The following is a 25561-nucleotide window of genomic DNA, read 5'->3' on the forward strand; positions in this document are numbered from 1 at the left end:
GAGAAAACCATGTCCCGTCGAGTCCTTATCGATCTGTTCTGCCTGGCGACGTTCGCCCTCCTGCCACCGCTTGCGTCATTTTTGCACGAACCTTTTCTGGTCAGCCTATTCACGCGCCTGGCGATCTATGGCATGGCCGCTGCCAGCCTAGACCTGTTGATCGGTTATGGCGCGATGATCAGCTTTGGTCATGCCGCGTTCTTTGGCCTGGGCGGCTATGTGGTCGGCGTCATCGGTTTCCACACCTCCCAGGCCATGCCGTTGTTGGGCTGGGAAGGCTCTAACAGCGCGCTGATCGTCTGGCCGCTGTCGCTGTTGGTGTGCGCACTGTTTGCCTTGGTGGTCGGCTATCTGTCACTGCGTACCAGCGGTGTGCAGTTCATCATGATTACGTTGGCGTTCGGCCAGATGCTCTATTTCCTCCTCAGCTCGCTGTCGCTGTACGGCGGCGACGACGGCATCCTGCTTAACGAACGCAACACACTACCGGGACTGGACCTGGAAAATGCGGTGCAGTTTTACTACCTGTGCCTGGGGCTTCTGGTGGCGTGGTTGCTGTTCTGCCGGCGACTGGTCAACTCGCGCTTCGGCTATGTCTTGCGCGGCCTGAAGCAAAGCGAACGGCGCAGCATCAGCCTGGGCTTGCACCCATTGCGCTACCGGCTGAGCGCCTTTGTCATCGCTGGCGTCGGGGGTGGCCTGGCCGGAATTTTGTGGGCCAATTACGCGATGTTCGTCAGCCCGGACATGGGCGCCTGGCACAAGTCCGGCGAATTGATGGCGATGGTCATTCTTGGCGGCGTGGGCACCCTGCTCGGACCGGTGCTCGGCGCTGCGGTGTACCTGGGACTGGAGCAGGTGTTGAGCCTCTGGACCGAGCACTGGCTGCTGATCTTCGGCCCGTTGTTGCTGGTCGTGGTGCTGTTCGGCAAAAAAGGCCTGTACGGCCTGCTGCTCAGTCCATGGCCGCAATGGCGCAAGCCCCCGGTGCCACACGCTCCGCCCGCCATTGCCAACAGCGAGGTACGTTCATGATCCCGCAATTGTCGATCCAGAATCTGGAAAAAACCTTTGGTGCAGTCAAAGCCACCAACGGTGCGAGTTTTGATATTGCTCCGGGGGAGTTGCACGCCATCATCGGCCCCAATGGCGCCGGTAAGTCGACGCTGATTTCGCAGATCGCCGGGGAGATACGACCGGACAAGGGGAGGATCTTCCTCAACGGTCAGGACATCACCGCCGTGCCTGCCCATCAACGCCCCTGCCTCGGCCTGGCGCGCGCCTTCCAAGTCAGCCAGTTGTATCCGGAATTCACCCTGCTGGAAAACGTCGCGGTCGCGATCGCCGCACGCGATGGCCAGACCTTCGGCATGTGGAAACCTCTGAGCAGTGACCGCCGCTTGCTGGACCCGGCGACGGACTATCTGCAACGCGTCGGCCTCGCGGCGCGTGGCAAGGCACTGGTCAGCGAGTTGTCCCACGGCGAACGGCGGCAACTGGAAATCGCCCTGGCGCTGGCCCAAGAAGCTTCGGTGTTGTTGCTCGACGAACCGATGGCGGGAATGGGTGCAGAAGAATCGGCACGCATGACGCAATTGTTACTCGAGCTAAAGGGCCGCTACGCGATTTTGCTGGTCGAACACGACATGGACGCCGTGTTCGCCTTGGCTGATCGCATTACCGTGCTGGTCTATGGCCAGACCATCCTGACCGGCAGCGTCGAGCAGATTCGCAACGACCCGCAAGTGCGTGCCGCCTACCTGGGAGAAGAACATGCTTGAAGTGACTGGATTGCAGGCCGGCTATGGCCTGAGCCAAGTATTGTTTGACATGCACTTGAAGATTGAACGGGGCCAGGTTGTGTCGCTGATCGGGCGCAATGGCATGGGCAAGACCACCACGGTCAAGTCGATCATGGGTCTGCTCACACCCACCGCCGGCAGCGTTTTGATTCACGGCCGGGAAATGCGCGGCGCCCCACCGTACCGCATCGCCCAGTCCGGACTGGGACTGGTGCCCGAAGGCCGGCGCGGGTTTGGCAGCCTGAGCGTGCGGGAAAACCTTTTGGCCACTGCGAACCGGGGCAAGTGGGACCTGGCACGGATCTACCAATTGTTTCCGCGGCTACAGGAACGTCAGGGTCAGTTGTCGAAAACGCTATCGGGCGGCGAGCAGCAAATGATGGTGGTGGCCCGCGCCCTGCTGACCAACCCGCAGTTGTTGATTCTCGACGAGGCCACTGAAGGCCTGGCGCCGATCATTCGCGAAACCATCTGGAGTTGCCTCGCGAACTTGAAAACCGAGGGTGAGACGATTCTGGTGATCGACAAGAACCTCAAAGAAATGGCCCGAGTGGTCGACTGTCATCACATCATCGAAAAGGGTCGGCAGGTCTGGCACGGTACGCCGGCGCATCTGGCCGAAACACCTGAGTTGTCTAAACGCTACCTAGGGGTCTGAGTTTTCCGGTGGCCAGACGCCGTCCTGCACGGAACGAGTGCGCACGTCCAGGTGTTGCTCGAGCGAAGCGTAAGGCCAGATGTCCAGTAACGCGGCAACTTACCGTCGGTGGCATAAAAGACCGCGTATACCGCGATCTGATTCAGGACCAGACAGAGGCGTGGATGACCTGCATCCACAACAAATAAACCGGCGCAGCCAAAACGGCGTGCCGGTGCTGCAACCAGGCCGTGAAGCTGTCGTAATCACACGTCGCTTCACGCTCAGAACGCTGCCACGCCACCGTTGAACACCGGCGACAGCCCCATCAACTCAAGCTTGCGGGTGAACTCACCCAGCCTTTGCAGTTTGTAGGCCTCCAGGTCAACGTCCCGATATTCATAAAAACCTTGACCTTCGCGCAATCCGTTGCGCCCTTGTGCCATGTTCTCGGCAATGACCTTGGGCGGCAGGAAACGCGGATCGATGGCTTCTGCCAGATAATGGGAGGCGAAGAGATGCCCTGCGCGTAGGCCATCAATTTTTCCGAGATCGGGATGAGTTCCGCGGGTAGCGCAAGACGGGGTTCGCCTTCGTCAATTTCGCCAAATGGCACGCCATTTGCGAAGGCAAGTTCGCGCATGATTCGATAGTAAACCAAAGACAAATCGCTGCGGACTTCGCGCTGACAGCAGCATAAACGTATTTGATGTTGGCACGGTTGTCCTTGTCTGTGGAGCGATATGGCACTTCCCACGTCCGCACCTCCAGAGGAAGATTGTATTGCGCCAACTGATCCTGAAGCCGTCTCAAGTCCTGCTGCGCTATCGTGTAACTGTTGGCCTCAGTAAATGGTGTCTTTTCGTCCACCGCGCTTTTACGCGGATTACTGAGCAATATGCGCTCCATGGCCTTGGGCAAATAGCCGCCGCCGAGGTCCGAATGCACTCCAGGCAAGACAATATCGGCCGCACCAAGGCTGTTCAGTGCAAAGTTATAACGCCGCTCATTTCTAGCGACCAACTGGACGATCTTCTCATCAACTTGCCCTGCCGGGTTTGCGCCGGACTACCGACCTTCACCGTTACTTCGGCTGCACCCGTACCGGTCAGGGTCAAGCGACCACTGGCCACGGCTTGCTGCATAGCCACGATCTGATCGACGGACTGGGTAAAGTCGGCGTAAATCGGGTCCAGTTGCTGAATCCGCGCCATTTGCGTGGCTTCGTCCTGCCCCACCGGTGCGCCTTCACTGACCAGAGCACGACCAATTCGGCCACTGATCGGCGCTCGCACCTGACAGTAACCGAGGTTGAGTCGGGCAGTCGCCACATCGGCTTGAGCGGCCAGGCGGTTAGCCTTGGCGCTCTTGAGATCAGAGAGCGCGTCGTCGAATACCTGCGGGCTGACGGCGTTGATTTCCACCAGTTGTTTGTAGCGTTGCACATGAGCGTTAGCGCGATAGACATCGGCTTCTGTTTTGGCCAAGGCGCCTTCGACCCGCATTAATGCAGCCTTGAGCGGCGCTGGGTCGATGCTGAAGAGCAGTTGGCCAGCCTTGACGTCGCTGCCCTCTTCAAAATGTCGGGTCAACACAACACCGGCAATCCGTGCGCGCACCTCGGCGATGCGCACCGGTTCTATTTGACAGGCAGGTCTGAGGTCATGGCAAACGGTCGCGGTTGCACTGTGAGCGTCTTGACCTGCGGCGGCGACGTACTGCGTTCGGGAGGCTGATCTTGACCACCACACCCGTTCAATCCCAACACCGCCATCAAAACCCACGCGGGTTTCATCGTCGCTAAAGCCTTGCGCAGTGTCAGTCCCAGTTCAAAAAGAACGGGCTTGCCGGTCCATCTCGGCCAGCCCTGTGCATCGGCAGATCATTGACGCGTGGAGCGCTCATTGATCGAACTCGCTGCCTGGAACAGGATTTGTGCGACGAAATCGATTTCCTGTTCGGTGATGATCAGCGGCGGCAAGAAGCGTACGGTCGCACCGTGGCGTCCGCCGAGCTCGACGATCAAACCGTGCTTCAGGCAAGCCTGCTGGAAGGCCTTGGCCCGGACCGCGTCTACCGGCGGGTGGCCCTGTACGTCGAGGGCGCCTTGCGGGTCGACGATTTCCATGCCGAGCATCAAACCACGACCGCGAACATCGCCAATCCAGGCGAATTCGCTTTGCAGCATCTGTAACTGCTCACGCAGATGCGCGCCAGCGGTTTCGGCGTGTGCCACCAAGCCTTGATCTCGGATGAAGCGCAAGGTCGCGGTGCCAGCGGCCATTGCCAGTTGATTGCCACGGAACGTGCCGGCGTGGGCACCCGGCTGCCAGACATCCAGCGAATCGTTGTAGACCATGACCGACAGCGGCAGGCCGCCACCGATGGCTTTGGATAAGGTAATGACGTCAGGCGTGATACCCGATTGCTCAAAGCCGAACATCCGGCCGCTACGGGCGATGCCGCACTGGATCTCGTCGACGATCAGCGGAATTCCGTGGGCCTTGGTCAATCGACGAAGCTCCTGAAGCCAGCGATCCGGCGCGGCAATCACCCCGCCCTCGCCCTGGATCGGTTCCAGGATCATTGCTGCCGGTGCGGTCACACCGCTTTCCGGGTCGTTGAGCAAATGCTCGAGGTAACGCACGTTCAACGTCACACCCTGATCACCGGCCACACCGAACGGGCAACGGTAATCATGGGGAAACGGCAGGCGCTGAACACCTGGCATAAGGGCACCAAGCGCATTTTTCGGTGACAGGTTACCGCTGATGGAAAGTGTCCCCAGCGTCATGCCGTGGTAAGCCCCTTCAAAGGCCAGTACCGAATGGCGGCCGGTGGCGGTGCGCGTCAGTTTGAGTGCGGCTTCGACTGCGTCGGCGCCACTGGGACCACAGAATTGGATGCGCGCGTTTCGCGCGAAGTCAGCCGGCAGGCAGCCGAAGATTTCCTGTACGAATGCATCCTTCACCGGCGTCATGAGATCCAGAGTATGCATCGGCACACCCGCAGCCATGACTTGGGTTATGGCTTCGATAATCACTGGATGGTTGTGGCCCAGCGCCAGGGTGCCGGCGCCGGCCAGGCAATCAACGAACACTTGTCCGCGGCTGTCCTGCACGTAAATGCCATGGGCCCGCTCCAGCACAAGTGGAATGCGCCGCGGGTAACTACGGGCATTGGATTCCTGCTGTTGCTGGCGTTCCAGCATTGGCGTCGGATCCAGGCAGTAAGGGCTCGACAGACCGGTGTGCAACAGGCGTAGCTGTTGTGCGCCACCCGTCGTGACATTCGAAAAAGCACTCATGATTTCCTCCAGGGAGGCTGGGCTTGGAAGGGAACAGGGCTGCCTGAAAACGAACGCATCAGGCAACGACAGCCGTGAAACCGGACGCGAGGAACTTGCTTCCCCGCGCCCTTGGGTTTACATGTCGTAACGCAGAACCAGACCCACAGTGCGCGGTGCACCGACATCGATGATGTCGCCGCCGCGGTTGTTGGTGACGTATTCCTTGTCGAAGGCGTTTTTCACGAAACCGGACACGGCGACGTTCTTGGTGACCTTGTACTCGGTGTTGAAGTTGACCAACACGTAGTTGTCGCTCTTGCGCTCGCCGGTTACTTTGCCGTTCGCGTCGAACAGGTATTCCGACGGCGTGGTGCTCTGGTAGGTGACGTCGGTGTTGAAGGTCAGGCGGTCGTCCCAGCGATAGGTACCACCCACCGACATCTTGTACTTGGGTGAATAGAGGAACGACTCGCCGCTCCTGTCCTGGCCATCAGTCGTGACGAAGTCTTTGTACTTGCCATCGGTAATAGCGCCACCCGCAGTCAGCGTCAGCTGTTCGGTGATGTCTTTTTCAACGAAGACTTCCAGCCCCTTGATCTCACTGCGACCGGCGTTGTACACCTGAGAGAAGTCGCTACCGCTCTTCCGGATACTGACCTGCTGGTCTTTCCAGTCGGTGTAGTACAGGTTGGCGCGGGTACGCAGGGTATCGTCGAAGAACGAACCGCGGTACGACAGTTCGTAGTTGGTGGTGTATTCAGGATCGTAGGACTCGTGACCGCCGCCGGCACGGACGTTGACGCCGCCGCCGCGATAGCCTTTCTGCACCATGAAGCCGACGAACTGATTCGAGGCCAGCTCATAGTTGATGCCCAGTTTCGGCAGTACGGCATCAAACGACTTGTTGACTTTCCCGGGGCTGGAGAAGTCGTCCTGTTCAACGTTGGTGTCGTTCTGCTCATGGTCGTAGCGAAGACCGGTGACCAGTGTCCAGCGCGGGGCGAAGGTCCAGTTGATTTCACCGAATACCGCCTTGTTTTCAATCGCCGTGTCGCCCTTGACGGTCGCGAACAGTTCGTTATCGAACAACAACTGGTCGTGGAAGTTGTTGGTGTTGTGGCCATAGTAGGCACCGAAAAAACTCTTTACCGTGTCCGAGCTGTAATTCAGGCGCAGTTCCTGGCTGAACAGGTCACCGTCCTGCTTGCGCAGAATGACTTCATTGGCTTCAGCGGTCTGGTCGAAGTCCAGGCGATTGCTGTAATCGGAACGGGTGTTGGCGGTCATGCTGGTCAGGGACCAGGCATCGTTCAGGCGATAGTCGACCTTGGCGCTGACGGTGTCCTGCTTGAGGTTGTCGAACGCCTTGGTGTTGGACGACACGTTGTAGTAACGAACCTTGTCATTGAGGCGCATCACCGAGTTGTCGCCCTGACGGTGTTCACCGTGGGCGTAGGTCAGCAAAACGTCTGTGTCGTCATTGGGCAGGATCAGCAGTTTGCCGCGAGCATTGCTGGTGCGATGCGGATTGGCGTCGTCGCCGAGTGCGACGTTATCGATGTAACCATCGCCGTCCTGATAATCCACGGCGATACGCCCGGCAATCTTGTCGTCGACGATGGAGCCACCACCGGCGACCGCCGCCCCCTTCTCACCATAGCTCCCGACATTGGTCTGCGCCGAAAAGCTCGGTTGGAAGGTCGGGTTCCTGGTCTGAATAACCACAGCACCGGCCAGAGAGTTACGTCCCTGAGTAGTGGACTGCGGACCAAGGAACACTTCGACCTGTTCCACATCCCACAGCGGGATCGGGCTGAGGGTCAGTGCGCGGTTCGGCTGCACGGCGCCGTCGACATAAACCGATACGGCGCCATTGAGGGTCGCCGGGCCCTGATCGTCGAAACCGGACACCGGTACACCGCGAATCCCCCAGTTTTCGTTACCGGCCTGGCTGTACACACCCGGCGTACGGGCGAATACATCGACCAGGCTATGGTCGGCCTTCTCGCGTAGTTGCTGCTCGGTGACGACCACGACGCTGGACTGGGTTTTCTCCAGGGAGCGGTTGATTTTTTCACCCGTCACCGTGATCGGAGCGATCTCCATTGTGTTCGACTGTTCTGCCGCCCATGCGCTGTTAGCCAGGCACACCGCCGACCCCACAGCCAACGCAATTGTATTCTTTCTGAAATTCACGCCCCGCTCCCATGCGACAAATATTTGTTGTTTTTTCGGCTGGTCAAATGCTCATTCGGGCCAGCGGATCGGAGTCTAATTCAAAAAAAAAATTAAAGGAATAAGATTGATAATCCATCTCATTAACAACTAACATGCCGCTGTGTATCAGAGCGAATACATTCCACTCGAACGCTGCACCGGCGACCTCGGCCCTGTTTTCAAGGTCTGCCCACGCTGCCCCGACGGGTCGAACAAAGATAAAAAGGATGTGCAAGGATGACCTCAATCGAACACCTGAGCGGGCATTCCGAGTCTTTCTCCATTGCTCCAGCGGATGGCAACGAGCAGTCGTTACCCGTGTTGGTGCTGGCGACGCAGGGACAGTCGATTCATGATCTCGACCCGTCAGTTCGCGACACGTTGCCCCAAATACTGACCACTATTGGCGGCGTGCTGTTTCGAGGATTCACTGTCGCCACACCTATCGACTTCAAGCGCTTCGCCGCCAGTTTCGGCGCACCGCTGGCCAGTTACGAATTTGGTTCCACGCCACGCAGCAAAGTCTTCGCCGGGGTCTATAGCTCTACCGAATACCCGGCCCATCAATTCATTCCCTTGCACAACGAGCAGGCCTACACCCGGCCGTGGCCTTCGCGCATCTGGTTCCACTGCATCAAGGCCAGTGAAACCGGAGGCGAAACGCCGATTGCCGACAGCCGCTTGATCTATCAGCGTATGCCCGCCGAGATCCGCGAACTGTTCGCCAGTCGCGAGTTGCTCTATGTACGTAACTACAGCGGCGCGCTGGATCTGCCGTGGCAGAAAGTGTTCAACACCGAGGACCGCGCCCAGGTTGAACGCTACTGCCGGGACAACGACATCGAATGGGAATGGAAAGCCGACGGCGACCTGCGCACCCGCCAGCGTTGCGCGGCCGTTTTGCAGCATCCCGATACCGGTGAGTGGGTCTGGTTCAATCAGGCGCACTTGTTTCATGTCTCGGCCATCGAGCCGGGCGTGCGCGCCAGCCTGCTCGCCGCAGTGGGTGAAGAGAACCTGCCCCGCCACGTCTACTTCGGCGACGGTTCGGTGATTCCCGATGAGGTGCTCGACACCGTGCGCGAGGTCTATCGCCAGACCGCCATCAGCTTTCCCTGGCAACCCGGCGACATCCTGATGCTCGACAATCGACGGGTCGCACACGGCCGTAATCCTTACACCGGTGACCGCAAAGTCATCGTTGCCATGGCGTGAATACCACCATGTTCTCATTTAATCACTGGATCGAAGTGCTGGAGGCCAACGCCCTGCACTTCCCGCAGCGTGCTGCCCTGCACTTTTTGCCGGACGGCGTCGAAATCGGCGAAACCCTGACCTTTGCCCAATTGCACGAACAGAGTCAGTCGCTGGCGGTGGCACTGCAGGCGCGCTATGCGCCGGGTGATCGTGTGCTGTTGATGTTGCCCAGCAGCCTCGACTACGCCCGTGCGTTCTGCGCCTGTTTGTATGCCGGGCTGATCGCCGTGCCGTTGTTCCCGCCACCGTCACGCAAACCGCGCCACCTGGATCGCGTGCGCAACGTCGTGGTGGATGCACAGCCGGGCCTGATTCTGGCGCCCGCGGATCATTGCCAGGGTTTGCTTGAACTGGTGGAAGGCAAGGTCGACGTGTCGACCGTTCAGGACCTCGGTCTGCCGCCGGCCAGTGAATGGATGCGTCCGGATGTCGACGGTGCAACCGTGGCTTTTCTGCAATACACCTCAGGTTCCACCGGCACACCCAAAGGCGTTGAAGTGCGTCAGCGCAACCTGATCGCCAACGTCGAACTGATGCGCCAGGCATACGGTTTCGATGAGCATGGCGGCATGGTCAATTGGTTGCCGCTGTACCACGACATGGGGTTGATCGGTGGCATGCTGGCCCCGCTCTATAGCGGCATGCCTTGCTACCTGATGGCGTCGCAGACATTCGTCAATGCGCCCTCGACCTGGCTTCAGGCGCTGAGCCGCTACCGCGCCACCGCAAGTTTTGCGCCCAACTTCGCCTATGCCCTGTGCAATCGGGTGGTCAGCGACAACTTGATCGCGCAGCTCGACTTGAGCGCCTGGCAACACGCAATCAACGGCGCCGAGCCGATCCACCCCGGCACTCTGGAAGCCTTTGCCGAGCGCTTTGCCGCTTGCGGCCTCAACCCATTGGCGATCAGCCCCGGTTATGGCCAGGCCGAGGCCACGCTGTGTGTCAGCGCCACGCCAGCCGACGCGCTGCCGGTGGTGCTTCGCTTGGATAAAGCCCTGCTGGAAACCGGTCGTGTTGCTCTGGCGGCCATCGATGCCGCCGCCGTGGAATTCGTCGCCTGCGGTTACCCGCAGCCTTTGCATGACATTGCCATTGCCGATCCTCAGAGTCACGAACGCTGCGCCGATGACCGCATTGGCGAAGTCTGGCTGAGGGGCCCGAGCAACGCCGAAGCCTATTGGAAAAACCCCGAAGCCAGTCGCGAAGCCTTTGAGGCGCGCATTGTCGGCGAACCCGGCAACTACCTGCGCTCCGGCGATCTGGGCTTCATGCACGAAGGTCAGGTGGTGATCTGCGGGCGGCTCAAGGACTTACTGATTCTCAACGGGCGCAACCTGTACCCCCACGACATCGAATTCGCCATTACCGATGCCGAGCCGGGCATTCGCACCGGACGTATCGCTGCGTTCTCGCAAATGGACCCGGTGCTGGGCCGCGAGAAACTGGTGATCGTCGCCGAGCCGCAGCGCAAGTTCGTCGACCCGGCGCATCACCCGGCGCTGTTTGCGTCGATGCAAAACGCCGTGCGCGAAGCCGCCGACTGCGGCATCGATCAGATCGTGCTGGTGGAAGCCGGCACCATCCCGATGACCACCAGCGGCAAGATCGCCCGTCAAGGCGCACGTAAACAATTGGCTGCGGGCACCTTGAGCATTATCGCCCAGACCGGTGGGCAGATCGCCTCGAACAGCGAAACCATTGATCTCATTCAACTGAAGCACCTGGTGGGCAATGTGCCGCAACTCGCGCAGCCCGCATGCCGTCAATGGCTTGAGCAAACCCTGCGCGAGGTCAATCCGTATCTCGCGGCAGACTTTGAACTCAGCTTGATCGGCCTCGGCCTGGACTCCATCAGCGTGGCCGACTTCGCCGCCCGTCTGCACAAGGATCTGGGTTGGAACCTCGACACCCAACGCCTGTTCGGCGAACAAACCCTGGCGCAATGGGCGCGGGCCTTGCAGGTTTTCTTGAGCGAGCCATCACCAGCGACCAGCACATTGAGCGCGCGTGCGAGCGTCAGCCAACGTCGTCAATCATTCGCGCAAAGTCGCCTGTGGTTCTTGCACCAATTGGACCCGGACGATACCCGACACAATCTGGTGTTGCACCTGTGCCTGCAAGGTCCGCTCAACATCGAAACCCTGGCGCTGCGCCTGAACACCCTCGTCAACCGGCATAGCGTGTTGCGCACGGTGTATCGCGATGATGTCGATGGCCCGCAGCAACAGGTCTTGCCAGCCACGGCTGTACCGCTGGCCTGGCACGATCTGCGTGATCAGAGCGAGCCACAGCAACAGCAAACCCTCAGCGACTGCCTGGCCAACGAACACGCCACGCCGGTCGAACTCGAGACCGGACCGCTGCTGCGCGCGCAACTGCTCAGCCGTCACGATGACCAGCATGACCTGCTCCTGACCCTGCACCACATCGCCTTCGACGGGCGCTCGGCGCAAGTGCTGCTGGCGGAACTGGCCGGCGCCACCGACGCCGAATTGCCGGTGCAGTACCTGGATTTCGCTCAATGGGAAGCCACGCACTGGAGCGAACAGCGGATCGCCACGGAACAAGGCTTCTGGCGTGAGCATCTGGCCAACAGGCCGCAAACCCTCGAACTGGGTGGCAGCGGCCAGGCCCGGGGCGAGCACAGCCTGAGTTTCACTGTGCCCCAGGCAACCTGCGAACACCTTGCAGCAATGGCCCGCGAGCAAGGCATGACCCTGTTTATGCTGCTTTTGGCCAGCTATCAGTTGGTGATCAAGCAACTCGGCGGGCAGCAACAGTTTCTGCTGGGCACCGATGTCAGCGGCCGTCCGCTGGCGGAACACAACGACGTCATCGGCTTCTTCGTCAACCAGCTGACCCTGCGCTGTGACCTGCACGGCGAACCAACACTGGCCGGTTTCCTTAAACGGGTGCGCGACGAAGCACGACTGGCCTATGCCCATCAGGGCCTGCCTTTCGATCTGGTGGTGTCGGCACTGGCACCGAAGCGCCGCCCCGGTCACTCGCCGCTGTTCCAGGTCAAGCTCAACTATCAACCGTCGCGTGTCACACCGACCGATATCGCCGGTGCGCACATGACCGCGCTGGACGTGGCGCAGGCACCGGGCGATTTTCACCTGGTGCTCGATCTGGTGCACGGTCCCGAAGGCATCGACGCGACCCTCAAATATCGCGGCGAATGCTTCGATCAGGATCGCGCCCTGCGCCTTCAACACCTGTGGACACGGCTGTTGGGCGAAATCCAAAACCTGCTGGACGAACCGCTACCGGCACTGACCGAACGCCTCGACGCATGGGATCAAACGTTCCAGCGCGAACGCCAACAGTCCCAAGCCCTGGCCGGGCGCAGCCAGCTGATGCAAACCAAACGTCGTTCCTTGACCCCTTAACCGAGTTGGCTGCCTTTATGTCTATCGTGCCCCCATCGTCTCGCGCCCTCGGCGCTGTGCGCCGCAAAGCCATGAACGTCTCGGAACAGCAACTGGTCAGCGAACGTTTACTTAGCCCTGACCACGCCTTGCCGCTGGTGATCGAACCGGCGGTAAGCGGCGTCGACCTCGTTGCCTGGGCAACCCGGGAACGTGAAAGCCTGGAGAAGAAACTGTTGCAATACGGCGCCCTGCTGTTTCGCGGTTTCTCCGTATTGTCCGTGGAGCAATTCGACCAAGTGATCGCCGCCCTCTCCCCCGGCGCGCTGGAATACATGTTCCGCGCCTCGCCGCGCACCCGGGTCGGCGGCAACATCTACACCTCGACCGATTACCCGGCCGACCAGATGATATTCCCGCACAACGAACATTCCTATTCGCCACGCTTTCCGCTGCGTTTGTTCTTCTATTGCCATATCCCGTCCGAAACCGGCGGCGAAACGCCGATCGGCTCGACGCGTGCCGTGAAGGCAAGCATCAGACCCGAGATCGAAGCACGTTTCCGTGAAAAAGGTGTGCTGTACGTGCGCAACTATGGCGACGGTTTCGGCCTGCCGTGGCAGACCGTGTTCCAGTCCGAAGACCGCAGCGAAGTGGAAGCCTACTGCGCCAGCGTTGGCATCGAAGTGGAATGGAAAGAAAACAACCGCTTGCGCACCCGCCAGCGCGGGCCGGCGTTGGTGCGTCACCCGCATACCGGCGAAGAAGTCTGGTTCAACCACGCGACCTTCTTCCACATCAGCACCCTGCCCCCGGCGATCCGCGATTCGCTGCAAAGCAACTTCAACGACCTCGACCTGCCCACCAACACCTTTTATGGCGACGGCGAACCGATCGAACCGCAAGTACTGGAGTCCCTGCGAGCAGCCTACCTCGACTCGCTGGTGCGGTTCAGTTGGCAGCAGGGCGACGTGTTGTTCATCGACAACATGCTCGCGGTACACGGTCGTGAACCCTTCACCGGCAAGCGCGCAATCATGACCGGCATGGCCGAAGCCCTGCTGCAGAGTGACGTTGCCGTCTGATTTTCAGCGGGTACACCCGTTGCTCGCCAGAGGCTTGCCTGACATCTGTTCGGCGAGCCTCGGCGCCGCTGTCGTGGCCCAGTTTCAAGCCCCATTTTTAGTCGAGTTGAACATGAGCGGACTTCAAGGTTTTCGTATTTCGCCGCAACAGGCATCGGTGTACCCGCACATCAACGACGCGGTCGAACACTCGTTCAGTTGCCATTTGCAATGGTCGTTATCCCGTCCGGTGGACGTCGACGCACTGAACAGCCGTCTACTGACATTGATGGCCGACAGTGAAATCCTGCGCACGCGCCTGACACCGGTGCCGGGCCTACGCCACCCGGTGCAAGTGATTCACGACAACGGCGCACTGGCAGTGATCGTTCAGGACTTGCGTCAGCACAGCTGCGCCGAACAGCACATCGAGCTGACCCGCCTTGCCGCGCAGGCCCGCGACTGGACGAATCCGCTCGCCGTGACGCTGGTGCAACTGTCGAACGAACAATCGGTGCTGGACCTGGCCGCCGCCAGCAGCCACTTCGACCTCGCCAGCCTGAAGCTGCTGGCGGGCGTATTGCTGCAAGACACCCAACCCGACCTGTCCGAAGCGCTGCAATACGCCGATTACGCCGAGTGGCGCTGGAGCCTGACGGAAGACGAGCCGGACCATCCCGGCGTGAACTTCTGGAAACCATTGAGCGAAACCGAGCAGGCGACCTTGCAGCTGTCGCTTGAATCCACCATCGGCAGCGGATTTGCGCCGGCACACATGGTGATCGCAGTGCCCACCGATCTCGCCTGCCATCCGGCCCTGACCTCAAACCTGATGCTGACTGCCTGGGCCGCAGTACTCGGACGACTCGCCGGCCAGCAGCAGGTCCCAATCACATTGATCCACGAAAGCCGTGGCCCGGAACTGGAAAACGCTCTGGGTTTGTTCGAGCAGTGCCTGCCGGTGTGCATCAATCTGGATGCTCAGACGACCCTGCTGGAGCACAGTCAGCACGTCGGCGCGATGATCGAACGCACGGCTGGCTGGCAGGACTATTACACCCAAAGCCTGACGGACGGTTACGGTTACGGTTACGGTTACGCTTTCGCCTGGCGCTCGGGTGATACCCAAGAGCGTCATGCCAGTGCCGTAATGAGCCCGGTAAAGGCTTGCCTGGACGTCCGTCAATTGCCCGACAGCCTGCGCGTTCAAATGGTTTACGACCGCCACACGTTAAGCAGTGAAGCAGCAGCCTGTCTCGCCGAACAATGGCTGCAACTGCTGCTGGGCACGCTGGCCGAACCGCAGCAATCCTGGGCTCATCTGCCATTGAACGGACCGCTTCAGGCACAGATTATCGGTGCCCAACCGAGCGTGCCGTCGATTGAGCCGGTGACCCTGGTCGAGCTGATTGCCCGTCAGGTCCAGCAGCAGCCAAACGCTATCGCGCTCAGCGACAAGGACGGCGACCTGAGCTACGCCCAGCTCGATGCCTGCGCGACTTATCTGGCCCATCAACTGGCGGCGGCCGGGATCGGCCCGGGCGTGCCCGTAGGCATTCTGTTCGCCCGCAGCAACGCCGCCATCACCGCCATGCTTGCGGTGTTGAAGGCCGGTGGCGCTTATGTGCCGATTGATCCAACCTACCCGGCGGATCGCCGCGCCTACATGCTCGCCGACAGTGCCATTGCACACATCGTGGTCAGCGCCGAGTTGGCCGACAGCGTGCCCGCCAGCCTGCGACGCTTCGTGCTGGATGACCTGACGACCGCCAACACCAACGACCTGCTGCCTCTGCCCATGCCCGGTGCAGACGACTTGGCGTATCTGATTTACACCTCCGGTTCCACCGGCGCACCGAAAGCCGTGGAAATCAGCCACGGTGCACTGAGTTTCTCCACGCAGGTACGCATGGCCGCTTATGAAGCGCCTGTACGCGCCTACCTGCTGTTGTCTTCATTTGCCTTCGACAGCTCGGTGGCCGGGATTTTCTGGACCCTGGCCCAGGGCGGGCGTCTGGTGCTGCCAGCGACCGGCGAAGAGCTTGAAATGGCCCGTCTGGCGCAGTTGATTGCCCAGCATCGGGTCAGCCACGGTCTATCGCTACCGTCGCTGTATCAGGCCTTGCTCGATCAGTTACAGCGTGCGGGGGCGGCCGACAGCCTTGAGTGCTGGATTGTCGCCGGTGAAGCCTGCCCGCCATCGTTGATCGCCCAGCACAGCAAGACCTTGCCGCACGCGCGACTGGTGAATGAATACGGTCCCACCGAAGCCACGGTCTGGGCCACTTATGAAGTGCTGGACCCGAGCCGGACATTGACCATTGGCCGGCCGATTGCCGGCATGGACCTGCGCGTACTGAACGAACACGGCGTCACCAGCGGCATCGGCGAACCGGGCGAAATCGTCCTCGCTGGCCCAACGCTGGCGCGGGGTTATCGCAATAAGCCCGAAGAAACCGCCAAGGCCTTCGTCACCCTGGCCGATGGCACCCGCGCCTACCGCACAGGCGACCTGGCCTGCTGGCTGGCTGATGGGCGCCTGGCGTTCCTCGGCCGCAAGGACCATCAGGTCAAGTTGCGCGGCTACCGCATCGAACTCGGGGAAATCGAGCGTCAATTGTGCAGCCATAGCGACGTGCGCGAAGCCGCGGTGATCGTGCAAGAGCACGCCGCCGGCAAGCGTCTGCTGGCCTACATGCTGGCGGCGCATGGCTACGCGCCGGACTCGGAAGCGATCAAGCGTTTCCTCGGTGAACGTCTGCCGTCGTACATGGTGCCGGCCCGGGTGCTGACCCTGTCGACCTTCCCGCGCACGCCCAACGGCAAGCTCGATATTCGCCAATTGCCTGACCCGGACCAGTTCGACGAAGGCGCCCACGTAGAACCGCGCAATGCGCTGGAAGCCACCCTGCAAGCCATCGTCGCCAAGGTCCTGAAGCTGCCGACCGTGAGCGTCACCGAGAACTTCTTTGCCATCGGCGGCGACTCGATCCTGAGCCTGCAAGTAGTGGCCCAGGCCCACGAGCAAGGCATCGCGCTTTCCGCCAAACATGTGTTCGAACGCCAGACCATTGCTGCCATGGCCGAAGTCGCACAGCCGCTGGCCGCCATTGCCATTGAGCCGCAAGCCGACAGCACCGAGTTCAGCGCCTCGGGTATGTCCGATGACGAATTGCAAGCGCTGATGGCGCAACTGAACGAGGCCGACCTGTGACCGGTTTCCCTCGCCGCCGCGCCATCGCCGTTGCCCCTTTTTTTGCAGGACGTTTTCAATGACCACCGAAAAAACCACCGCCAATCCGATTGAAGACATCTACCCGCTGTCGCCGTTGCAGCAAGGGATGCTGTTCCACTCCCTGCTGCACGAAGATTCCGGCGTGTACCTGATGCAGGATCGCTACCGCATCGGCGGTGCCATTAATGAAGTGGCGTTCCTTGAATCGTGGCGCCAGGTGGTGGCGCTGCACCCTTCCCTGCGCGCCAGTTTCCAGTGGAAAACCCAGAAGCAACCCGTGCAGGTGATCCATCGCGAGGTCAAGGTTCCGCTGGACACCCTTGACCTGCGCGGGCTCGCGCCGCATGAACAGGAAGCGCGGATCCGCACGTTGCTGGAAGAGGAGCAGAAAGCCGGTTTCAACCTGTCGAAGCCGCCGCTGATTCGCTTTCGCCTGGTGCGATTGGCCGATGAGTCCTACGAATTCATTCGCAGTTTCCATCACATCCTGATGGACGCCTGGTGCATTTCCCTGGTGACCGTGGACTTCCTCAAAGTCTACGAGGCGCTGTGCAACGACCGCACGCCTGCGCTCAAGAGCCCGCGCCCGTTCCGCGATTACATCCAGTGGCTGCAACGCCAGGACGCAGGCAAGGCCGAGCAGTTCTGGCGCGGCCAGCTGCAAGGGCTGAATGCACCAACACCACTGACCGTGGACAACGGCGTGGCCCGCGACCGCTACACCGACGCGGTGCTGGTGGACGATCAACTGATTCACCTGACCGAACCAGAAACCCAGGCTCTGGCGGCATTCTGCCGTAGCCGCCGGATCACGCCGAACACCTTCTTCCAGGGTGTCTGGTCGCTGTTGTTGTCACGTTACAGCGGTCAACGGGACGTGCTGTTCGGCGTCACCGTCGCGGGTCGTCCCGCAGAGCTGACCGGCGTCGCAGAAATGATCGGCCTGTTTATTAATACCTTGCCGTTGCGTGTGTCAGTTGACCCGCAAGCATCGTTGGGCAGTTGGCTGAGTGCGCTGCAAGGGTTGAACGTCGACATGCGCGACTTCGAACACACGCCGTTGACCGACATTCAAGGCTGGAGCGATTTCCCCCGGGGTGAAACCCTGTTCGACAGCATTCTGGTGTTCGAAAACGCCCCGATCGACGAGCAAATTCTGGAAGGCGGTTTCCAGTTCAGCCTCGAAGGCATGGACCACAGCGTACACACCCACTACGGCTTGACTGTGGTGATCCTGCCCGGCGAGCAGCTAGGCATTCGGGTGTCTTACGACCGCGAGCGTTTCGAGGCACCGACCGTGCAGCGTTTGCTCGGCCATATCGCCAGTCTGGTGCGCAGCATGCTTGCCGCACCGGAGGCGCTACTGGGCAGTTTCGAACTGCTGGCTGCCGATGAGCGCCAGCAACTGCTGGGTGAGTGGGCGGTAAACCCGCACGACTTTCCGCTGGATCACAGCTACGCCGAACTGTTTGCCGCCCAGGTCGACCAACGCGGCGGGCAGATTGCCGCCATCTGTGACGGTGAATCGCTGACCTATGCCGAACTGGATCAGCGATCCACTCGCCTGGCCCACAGCTTGCGCGAAGCCGGTGCCGGTGAAGATCAACTGGTCGCGCTGGTGGCCCCGCGTGGCCTGGCGCTGTTGACCATGATGATTGCCGTGTTCAAGGCCGGCGCCGCGATGCTGCCGCTTGAAGTCAATCATCCGCCGGAACGCCTGCGGGAAATCCTCAGTCTGTCCCGTGCGCCGTTGCTGGTGGCCAGTGAAGAATGCAGTGCGCTGCTCGACCAATTGCTCAGCGGCCTCGACCAGGCGCCAAAGGTCCTGTTCGCCGAAGCCTGCTGGACTGGTGAAAACGATACGCCGCTGCCATTGGCGGGCGGCCCGGACAGCCTGGCCTACGTGCTGTTCACCTCAGGTTCGACCGGTACGCCCAAAGGCGTGATGATCGAGCAACGGGGCATGCTCAATAACATCTTCGGCAAGGTGCCGGCCTTGGGGCTGAACGCCGAAGACCGGATTCCACAGACCGCGTCGGTGGCCTTCGACATTTGCGTGTGGCAGTTCCTCGCCGCGCCAGTACTGGGCGCCACGGTGCACATCCTGCCGGACGACGTGGCGCACGACCCACAACGCCTGCTGCAAGTGATCGCCAGCGAACGCCTCAGCGTGCTGGAAATCGTCCCGAGCCTGATGCGCACACTGCTTGCGCTGTGCCCGTGCGACCTGCAACTGCCCGACCTGCGCTGGGTGCTGCCCACCGGTGAAGCGCTGCCGCCGACCGTGGCCCGAGACTGGTTTGCGCGCTTCCCCGACATCGCCTTGATGAACGCCTATGGTCCCGCCGAATGCGCCGACGACGTGGCCTTCCAGCCGATCTTCGAAGCACCGGACGCCAACGTCAGCCACATGCCCATCGGCCAGCCGACCGCCAATAACCGCCTGTATGTGCTGGACGAATCCTTGCGGCCGGTGCCCGTTGGCGTTGCCGGGGAAATCTGTGTCGGTGGCGTCGGCGTCGGTCGCGGCTACCTGCACGATCCGCAGCGCACCGCTGATGCGTTCATCGACCATCCTCAGCTTGAGGGGCGCGTATATCGCACCGGCGACCTGGGCCGCTGGCGCGTCGATGGCGTGATTGAATACCTCGGCCGCCGCGACCAGCAGGTGAAATTGCGTGGGCACCGGATCGAACTGACCGAAATCGAACACCGTCTGGCGCAGCACCCGAACGTGCGCGAAGCTGCCGTGCTGCTGCGCGAAAACAGCGTTGGCGAAGCCTGGCTGGTGGCGTACTGGTCGGCCCATGACGACACCTTGGGCAGCGACGGACTCAACGAACATCTGCGAGCGCAATTGCCGCCGTACATGGTGCCGGCCGCGTTCGTGTGCCTTGAACGCTTGCCGCTGAACAACAATGGCAAGGTCGATCGCAAGGCCCTGGCCGCTCAGGAACTGAACTGGCAGGCCGACACCCAGCAAAGCATCGCGCCGCGCAACGAACTGGAAACCGCCGTGGCGAAAGTCTGGGCCGACGTCCTGGGTCGCGACACCGTTGGCGTGGAAGACAACTTCTTCACCCTCGGCGGGCACTCGCTGCTGGCCACCCAGATCGTTGCGCGCCTGCGCAGCCATTTTAAACTCGACCTGCCGTTGCGGGTGCTGTTCGAACAACCGACGGTGGCGCTGCTGGCCGTGGCCATCGCCGCCCGCCAGGCCGACGCCGCCGCACCGCAAGCTGTCGCGATCAGCGCGCCGAAAGCCCAGGTGCGCCCGACGCTGCTGCCGCTGTCGTTCTCGCAACAGCGCCTGTGGTTCATCGAGCAACTGACGCCGGGCACGACGCTGTTCAACATCCCGTTCGCCCTGCACCTCAAAGGTGAACTCAACGTCGAAGCGCTGCATGCGAGTTTGAATGACTTGCTGGTGCGTCATGAAATCCTGCGTACCGGCATCCGCAGCACCGATGGCGTACCCAGCCAGCACATCAGCGAATCGCTGAACATTGCATTGCCGTTCGATGATTTGTCGGGCTTGGGCGCCACTGCTTGTGAAGGTGCGCAGTTCAATGCCCTGCAAGAAACCTTTGAGCAACCGTTCGACCTGACTTCACCACCGCTGCTGCGGGCGCGTCTGCTACGTGTGGCGCCGGGTGAACACGTGCTGGGGATCGCCCTGCATCACCTGGTCTCTGACGCGTGGTCGGCCACTATCGCCCTGCGCGAGCTGGCCTTGGGTTACGAAGCCCGCTGCAATGGCGCCCCCGCCCAACTGCCGGCGTTGCCGGTGCAATACGCTGACTTCGCGCTGTGGCAGCGCGAACACCTGCAAGGTGCCGAGCTCAAGCGCCAGCTCGATTACTGGACCACCACGCTGGATCGACGCAACAGCGAAGGCAACCCATTGCTGGCCCTGCCGACCGACCATCCACGGCCGTCGATGCAAACTTACCGTGCCGGAATCGTACAGCGTGAACTCAGTGCCGACCTCAGTGGCCGGGTGCAAGCCTTCGCCAGTCGCCAGGGCACCACGCCGTTCACCGTGTTGTTCGCCGGCTTCGCGGTGCTGATGCACCGTTTGAGTGGCGATGCCACGGTGCTGATCGGCACCCCGGTCACGCACCGCGAACAACCGGGCACCGAAGGCCTGCTCGGTATTTTGCTGAACAACCTGGCGATCCGCGCCGACTTTGAACCGCAAGCGGATTTCACCGCGCTGGTGGGTCAGGTGGCCAAGCGTTTGCGCGAAGGCTTGCAGCATCAAGACCTGCCCTTCGAGCAATTGGTCGACAGCCTGCAACTGCCACGCAGCCTCAGCCATGCGCCGCTGTATCAAGTGATGGTCGCGCAGCAATTGGCCATGGAGTCGCGCTTGCGCTTCCCGGGGCTGGAGTTCGAAGCCCTCGACACACCGCTCAAGCATTCCGAATGCGATCTGGATCTGCACGTGCTGTGCCCGGCCAATGCGCCGATTCAGCTGGAGTTGATGTTCGCCCTGGACCTGTTCGCCGCCGACAGCGCCCGTCAGACCCTCGCCCGCCTGGAGCACTTGCTTGAGCACATGCTCGCTGAGCCGCAACGCCCGGTGGCTGCCCTGCCACTGCTGATGGCCGCGGAATGGCAGCGCACGGTGGTCGAGTGGAACCGTACCGAGATGGAGGTGCCACAGCACCTGACCTTCGCCCAGCTGTTTGAACAGCAGGCCGAGCGCACACCGGAGCGCGACGCGCTGTGTTTCCAAGGTCGCAACCTGAGCTACGCCGAACTGAACCGTCGGGCCAACCAGGTGGCGCATTACCTGCGCAGTCGCGGCGTGGTCGCCAATCGTCCGGTGGCGCTGTGTGTCGAGCGTTCGCTGGAGTTGTTGATCGGATTGCTGGGCATTCTCAAAGCAGGTGGCGCCTATGTGCCGCTGGACCCGACCTATCCGGTGGATCGTCTGGCGTACATGCTTGAAGACGCGCAACCGGCGCTGTTTCTCGGCCAACAGGGTTTGCTGGAGCAATTGGGTGCCGAACTGCCGCGTCTGCGCCTGGACAGCGACGCTGCCCTGTTCACCGATCAGCCGCACAACAACCTCGCGCCGCTAGCCGGTCCTGATGATCTGGCGTACATCATGTACACCTCCGGTTCGACCGGTAAGCCCAAGGGCACCCTGGTCACCAACGGCTCGGTGGTCAATCTGGCGTGGGCGCGCATCCATGGCCTGTATCGGCGCTATACCGATCAGCCGATGCTCACCAGTTTCAACTATTCGTTTGCCTTCGACAGTTCAGTGGCCGAACTCATCCTGTTGCTCGATGGCCACAGCCTGTACCTGACCCCGGAAGAGGTGCGCTACGACCCCGAGGCCCTGGCGCAGTTTTTCCGCGACACCCGCCTGCAAGCCTTCGAGTGCACCCCGGCGCAGCTCAAGGCCTTGCTCGAAAGCGACGGCGTACGCCGTGGCGAAGTGTATCTGCCGCGCTTTGTGCTGTTTGGTGGTGACGCGGTGGATGCACAACTTTGGCAGCGTCTGCCATCGATTGTCGGCAGCCGCTTCTTCAACACCTACGGCCCGACCGAATGCACCGTTGATGCGACCGGTTGTGCGGTGGACGACTTCCCGGCACGCCCGATCATCGGGCGGCCGATCGCCAACGTGCGCACTTACGTGCTCGATGCTTTTCTCAACCCGATGCCGGTCGGCGTGCCGGGGGAACTGCACATCGGCGGTGCCGGCGTGACCCAGGGCTACCTCAACCGCGCCGAACAGACCGCGAAAGTATTCATCGACGATCCATTCTCGCCGCTGGCGAATGCGCGCATGTACAAGTCCGGCGACCTGGTGCGCTGGCTACCCGAGGGTCAGCTCGAGTACCTGGGGCGCATGGACCATCAGGTGAAAATCCGTGGTTTCCGCGTCGAGCTGGGCGAAATCGAAGCCTTGATCGGCGCCCAACCGGGCGTGCGTCAGGCGGTGGTGCTGGCCCGTGAAGACGTGCCCGGCGACAAGCGTCTGGTGGCTTACGTCACGTGCGACCAGCAGGCCGATATCAACGCCTGGCGCAAAACCATCGGCGCCGCCCTGCCCGACTACATGGTGCCGTCGGCGTTTGTGCTGCTCGATGAGTTGCCGCTGACCGACAACGGCAAACTCAATCGCAAGGCCCTGCCAGCACCGGACATTCAAGCCGCGCCAGACGCCCAGGACCCACCACGCACCGCCGCCGAACAGCAACTCGCCGCCCTGTGGTCCGAGCTGCTGAACGTGCCGCTGACGCAGATCGGGCGCGACAGCCACTTCTTCTATCTCGGGGGCCACTCACTGCTGGCGGCGGTGCTGTTTGCCCGTCTGCGCCAACAGTTCGCCACGGTTCCAGCGCTGCGGGCAGTGTTCGAACACCCGAGCCTTGACGCTTTGGCCGCGTTGCTGGGTGATCCGCTGCAAACCCCGGCGGCGACCTTCGTCGCGGCGGCACGCCCGGCGCGCTTGCCCTTGTCATTCGAACAACAACGCTTGTGGTTCCTCGAACAACTGAGCGCTGGCGGTGGCGAATACAACGTGGTCAGCGCCGTGCAGTTCGACGGCGAGCTGAACACCCAAGCCTTGCAGTGCGCCTTGAACAGCGTGGTTCAACGTCACGAAGTCCTGCGCAGCCGTATCGTGCGTGAGACCGAGGGCGAGTTGGCGCTGATCATCGAACCGCAGGTCAACCTCACCTTGCGCGTGACGGCACTGGTCGCGGCCACCGACGACAGCTGGCAACAATTGACCGACGAAGCGATCCACGCCGAAACCGGGCAGCGTTTCGACCTTGCCACCCAAGTGCCGATCCGCGCCACGCTGATTCAACGCCGCGGCCGCGCCCAAGCGTTGCTGTTGCTGACCGTGCATCACTGCGCCACCGACGATGCGTCCAGCCAGAACTTGCTGGATGAGCTGGCGCAGTTCTACACCGCCCACTGCCAGAACAGCGTCGCCACACTGCCGAACCTGGCGTTGCAATACCCGGATTACGCGTTGTGGCAGCGTGAATCAGGGCAACAGGCGCTGTTCCACCGTCAACTCGAGTACTGGCGCACACAACTGGAAGACGGCAATTACCTGTTGGACCTGCCCACCGAACAGGGGCGGCCAAACCAGCTCGACCCGGTTGCCGGCGCGGTACAACTGCAGTTGCCACCAGAACTGGTAGGACGCTTGCGGCAGTTCGCCCAGCAACGCGGCGCCACCCTGTACATGCTGATGCTCAGTGCGGCGCAGCTGTTGTTGGGGCGTTACGCCAACCAGCGCGACGTGCGGTTCGGCAGCCCGGTCGCCCAGCGTCCGCTGGCCGAACTGCAGCCGCTGATCGGTTGCTTCGTTAACACACTGGTGATGCGCGCCGATCTCGACCCAGCGCTGAGTTTCGAAGGCTTGCTGAGCCAGATGCGCAATAACGTGCTGGACGCCCAGCAGCATCAGGACGTGCCGTTCGATCAGGTCGTCGAACACCTGGCGCCGGAACGCAGCCTCGCTCAGACACCGTTGTTCCAGGTGTTGTTCGTGATGCAGAACGCCGATACATCGGCCAGTCACTGGCCGCAATTGCAGGTCCGCGAACGAGCGGTAACTGCTCAGGCGACCAAATTCGATCTGAACTGGGAAGTGCATGACGGCGAAGTGCTGTCGGTGTTGCTCGAATACCGTACCGCGCTGTTCAGCGAAACCACGGCTCGCCGTTGGTTGGTGCAATGGCAACAGTTGCTCGAAACCATGCTCGATGCTCCCCAGGCCCGCCTTGGCAACTGGTCACCGTTGACGGTGCCGGAGCGTCAACGCCAATTGGTCGAGTGGAACGCGACCGAACGCGACTACAGCGGCCCGACCAATCTGCACACGGCCCTGACCCAGCAAGCGGCCCTCAGCCCCAACGCCCCGGCGCTGGTGTTCGAAGGCCAGTGCCTGAGTTATGCCGAGCTCGATCAACGCGCGCAAACCGTCACCAAAGCCTTGCGCGCGGCCGGTATTGGCTGCGGCGCCATCGTGCCGGTGTGCATGGAGCGCTCCGTGGAAATGGTCGTGGCCTTGCTCGGTATCGTGCATGCCGGCGCGGCGTGGTTGCCGCTCGATCCAGAACTGCCGGCTGCACGGTTGGCGTTCCTGATCGCGGACGCTGATGCTCAGGTCACCTTGACCCAAGACCAGTGGCGGTCGCGTTTGCCGGTCGGGCACAACGCCTGGACGCTGGATGCGTTGCCAAAAGCAGAAAGCGGTGAACCGATCAGCGTCAGCCCGAGCGACCTGGCCTACGTGCTCTACACCTCCGGTTCCACCGGCCAACCCAAAGGCGTGATGAACGAACACGGCGCCTTGATGAACCGTCTGCACTGGATGCAGGACGCCTTCCCGATTGGCCCGAACGACCGTGTACTGCAAAAGACCCCGTACAGCTTCGACGTGTCGGTGTGGGAATTCTTCTGGCCGCTGATCACCGGCGCCACGCTGGTGGTCGCTCGCCCGGACGGCCATCGCGACCCGGCGTACCTCAGCCAATTGATCCAGCAAGCGCAGGTCACCACCCTGCACTTCGTGCCGTCGATGCTGCGTGCGTTTGTCGACGAGCCAAGCCTGGTCAACTGCCACAGCCTGCGTCAGGTATTTGCCAGCGGTGAAGCCCTGCCGGCGGATCTGGTGCGCCGCTTCATGAGCCAACACCCGGCG

13 protein-coding genes and 1 pseudogene are annotated in these 25561 nt (G+C 61.5%); 8 read left to right on the forward strand and 6 right to left on the reverse strand.

The genetic code is table 11. From position 1 onward, the window contains the following. Window positions 1-9: 9 nt before the first annotated feature. The 3 genes from ACXPVS_RS23280 to ACXPVS_RS23290 are packed head-to-tail and all read left to right on the forward strand — an operon-like array spanning window position 10 to window position 2460. Window positions 10-1035 carry a branched-chain amino acid ABC transporter permease gene (locus ACXPVS_RS23280; RefSeq protein WP_458511990.1) on the forward strand — a complete coding sequence of 342 codons (1026 nt, stop codon included), beginning with the start codon at window positions 10-12 and terminating at the stop codon, window positions 1033-1035. Beyond that, window positions 1032-1781, forward strand: coding sequence for an ABC transporter ATP-binding protein (locus ACXPVS_RS23285; RefSeq protein ID WP_458511991.1), 750 nt, complete (start codon window positions 1032-1034; stop codon window positions 1779-1781). The genes ACXPVS_RS23280 and ACXPVS_RS23285 overlap by 4 nt, the downstream gene beginning before the upstream one ends. After that, window positions 1774-2460 (forward strand): ABC transporter ATP-binding protein, encoded by a 687-nt coding sequence (locus ACXPVS_RS23290; RefSeq protein ID WP_458511992.1) that lies wholly within the window; start codon window positions 1774-1776, stop codon window positions 2458-2460. The genes ACXPVS_RS23285 and ACXPVS_RS23290 overlap by 8 nt, the downstream gene beginning before the upstream one ends. Here the strand turns inward: ACXPVS_RS23290 and ACXPVS_RS23295 are convergent. From ACXPVS_RS23295 to ACXPVS_RS23320, 6 genes and pseudogenes are all read right to left on the reverse strand, one after another. Next, window positions 2449-2591: pseudogene (locus ACXPVS_RS23295) on the reverse strand (NIPSNAP family protein); the annotation flags it as partial. The gene ACXPVS_RS23290 and the pseudogene ACXPVS_RS23295 overlap by 12 nt on opposite strands. 132 nt (window positions 2592-2723) lie before the next feature. Continuing rightward, window positions 2724-2885 carry a hypothetical protein gene (locus tag ACXPVS_RS23300; RefSeq protein WP_458511993.1) on the reverse strand — a complete coding sequence of 54 codons (162 nt, stop codon included), beginning with the start codon at window positions 2883-2885 and terminating at the stop codon, window positions 2724-2726. A 91-nt stretch (window positions 2886-2976) separates the two neighbouring features. Further along, entirely contained in the window at window positions 2977-3462 is a 486-nt protein-coding gene (locus tag ACXPVS_RS23305) for a hypothetical protein (protein ID WP_458511994.1), read from the reverse strand. After that, complete coding sequence (locus ACXPVS_RS23310; protein WP_458511995.1) at window positions 3423-4073, reverse strand: efflux RND transporter periplasmic adaptor subunit; 651 nt, start codon at window positions 4071-4073, stop codon at window positions 3423-3425. Before ACXPVS_RS23310 ends, ACXPVS_RS23305 begins: the two co-directional genes overlap by 40 nt. Window positions 4074-4321: 248 nt before the next feature. Beyond that, window positions 4322-5746 (reverse strand): diaminobutyrate--2-oxoglutarate transaminase, encoded by a 1425-nt coding sequence (locus ACXPVS_RS23315; protein ID WP_458511996.1) that lies wholly within the window; start codon window positions 5744-5746, stop codon window positions 4322-4324. Between the two features lie 117 nt (window positions 5747-5863). Further along, complete coding sequence (locus tag ACXPVS_RS23320) at window positions 5864-7924, reverse strand: TonB-dependent receptor (RefSeq protein WP_458511997.1); 2061 nt, start codon at window positions 7922-7924, stop codon at window positions 5864-5866. Between the two features lie 258 nt (window positions 7925-8182). Between ACXPVS_RS23320 and ACXPVS_RS23325 the strand changes: the two genes are divergently transcribed. From ACXPVS_RS23325 to ACXPVS_RS23345, 5 genes are all read left to right on the forward strand, one after another. Beyond that, on the forward strand, window positions 8183-9160 hold the full coding sequence (locus ACXPVS_RS23325; RefSeq protein WP_458511998.1) for a TauD/TfdA family dioxygenase: 978 nt from the start codon (window positions 8183-8185) through the stop codon (window positions 9158-9160). An 8-nt stretch (window positions 9161-9168) separates the two neighbouring features. Further along, window positions 9169-12597, forward strand: a complete 3429-nt coding sequence (locus ACXPVS_RS23330; protein WP_458511999.1) for a condensation domain-containing protein — start codon at window positions 9169-9171, stop codon at window positions 12595-12597. 17 nt (window positions 12598-12614) lie between these two features. Beyond that, window positions 12615-13661: a TauD/TfdA family dioxygenase gene (locus ACXPVS_RS23335; RefSeq protein ID WP_458512000.1), complete on the forward strand. Its 1047-nt coding sequence runs from the start codon at window positions 12615-12617 to the stop codon at window positions 13659-13661. A gap of 112 nt (window positions 13662-13773) precedes the next feature. After that, a complete protein-coding gene (locus tag ACXPVS_RS23340) occupies window positions 13774-16854 on the forward strand; it encodes a non-ribosomal peptide synthetase (RefSeq protein WP_458512001.1) in 3081 nt (1026 codons plus the stop codon). A gap of 58 nt (window positions 16855-16912) precedes the next feature. Further along, window positions 16913-25561: amino acid adenylation domain-containing protein (locus tag ACXPVS_RS23345; protein ID WP_458512002.1), on the forward strand; the 8649-nt coding region annotated here is incomplete at its 3' end.

This window comes from Pseudomonas sp. Ma2-10 (assembly GCF_054330215.1).

Excerpts from the sequence above, each read along its gene's own strand:
- ACXPVS_RS23280 (WP_458511990.1), top strand. The coding sequence starts at position 10 with ATGTCCCGTCGAGTCCTTATCGATCTGTTCTGCCTGGCGACGTTCGCC.
- ACXPVS_RS23285 (WP_458511991.1), top strand. The coding sequence starts at position 1,032 with ATGATCCCGCAATTGTCGATCCAGAATCTGGAAAAAACCTTTGGTGCA.
- ACXPVS_RS23335 (WP_458512000.1), top strand. The coding sequence starts at position 12,615 with ATGTCTATCGTGCCCCCATCGTCTCGCGCCCTCGGCGCTGTGCGCCGC.
- ACXPVS_RS23330 (WP_458511999.1), top strand. The coding sequence starts at position 9,169 with ATGTTCTCATTTAATCACTGGATCGAAGTGCTGGAGGCCAACGCCCTG.
- ACXPVS_RS23325 (WP_458511998.1), top strand. The coding sequence starts at position 8,183 with ATGACCTCAATCGAACACCTGAGCGGGCATTCCGAGTCTTTCTCCATT.
- ACXPVS_RS23340 (WP_458512001.1), top strand. The coding sequence starts at position 13,774 with ATGAGCGGACTTCAAGGTTTTCGTATTTCGCCGCAACAGGCATCGGTG.
- ACXPVS_RS23315 (WP_458511996.1), bottom strand. The coding sequence starts at position 5,746 with ATGAGTGCTTTTTCGAATGTCACGACGGGTGGCGCACAACAGCTACGC.
- ACXPVS_RS23300 (WP_458511993.1), bottom strand. The coding sequence starts at position 2,885 with ATGGCACAAGGGCGCAACGGATTGCGCGAAGGTCAAGGTTTTTATGAA.
- ACXPVS_RS23290 (WP_458511992.1), top strand. The coding sequence starts at position 1,774 with ATGCTTGAAGTGACTGGATTGCAGGCCGGCTATGGCCTGAGCCAAGTA.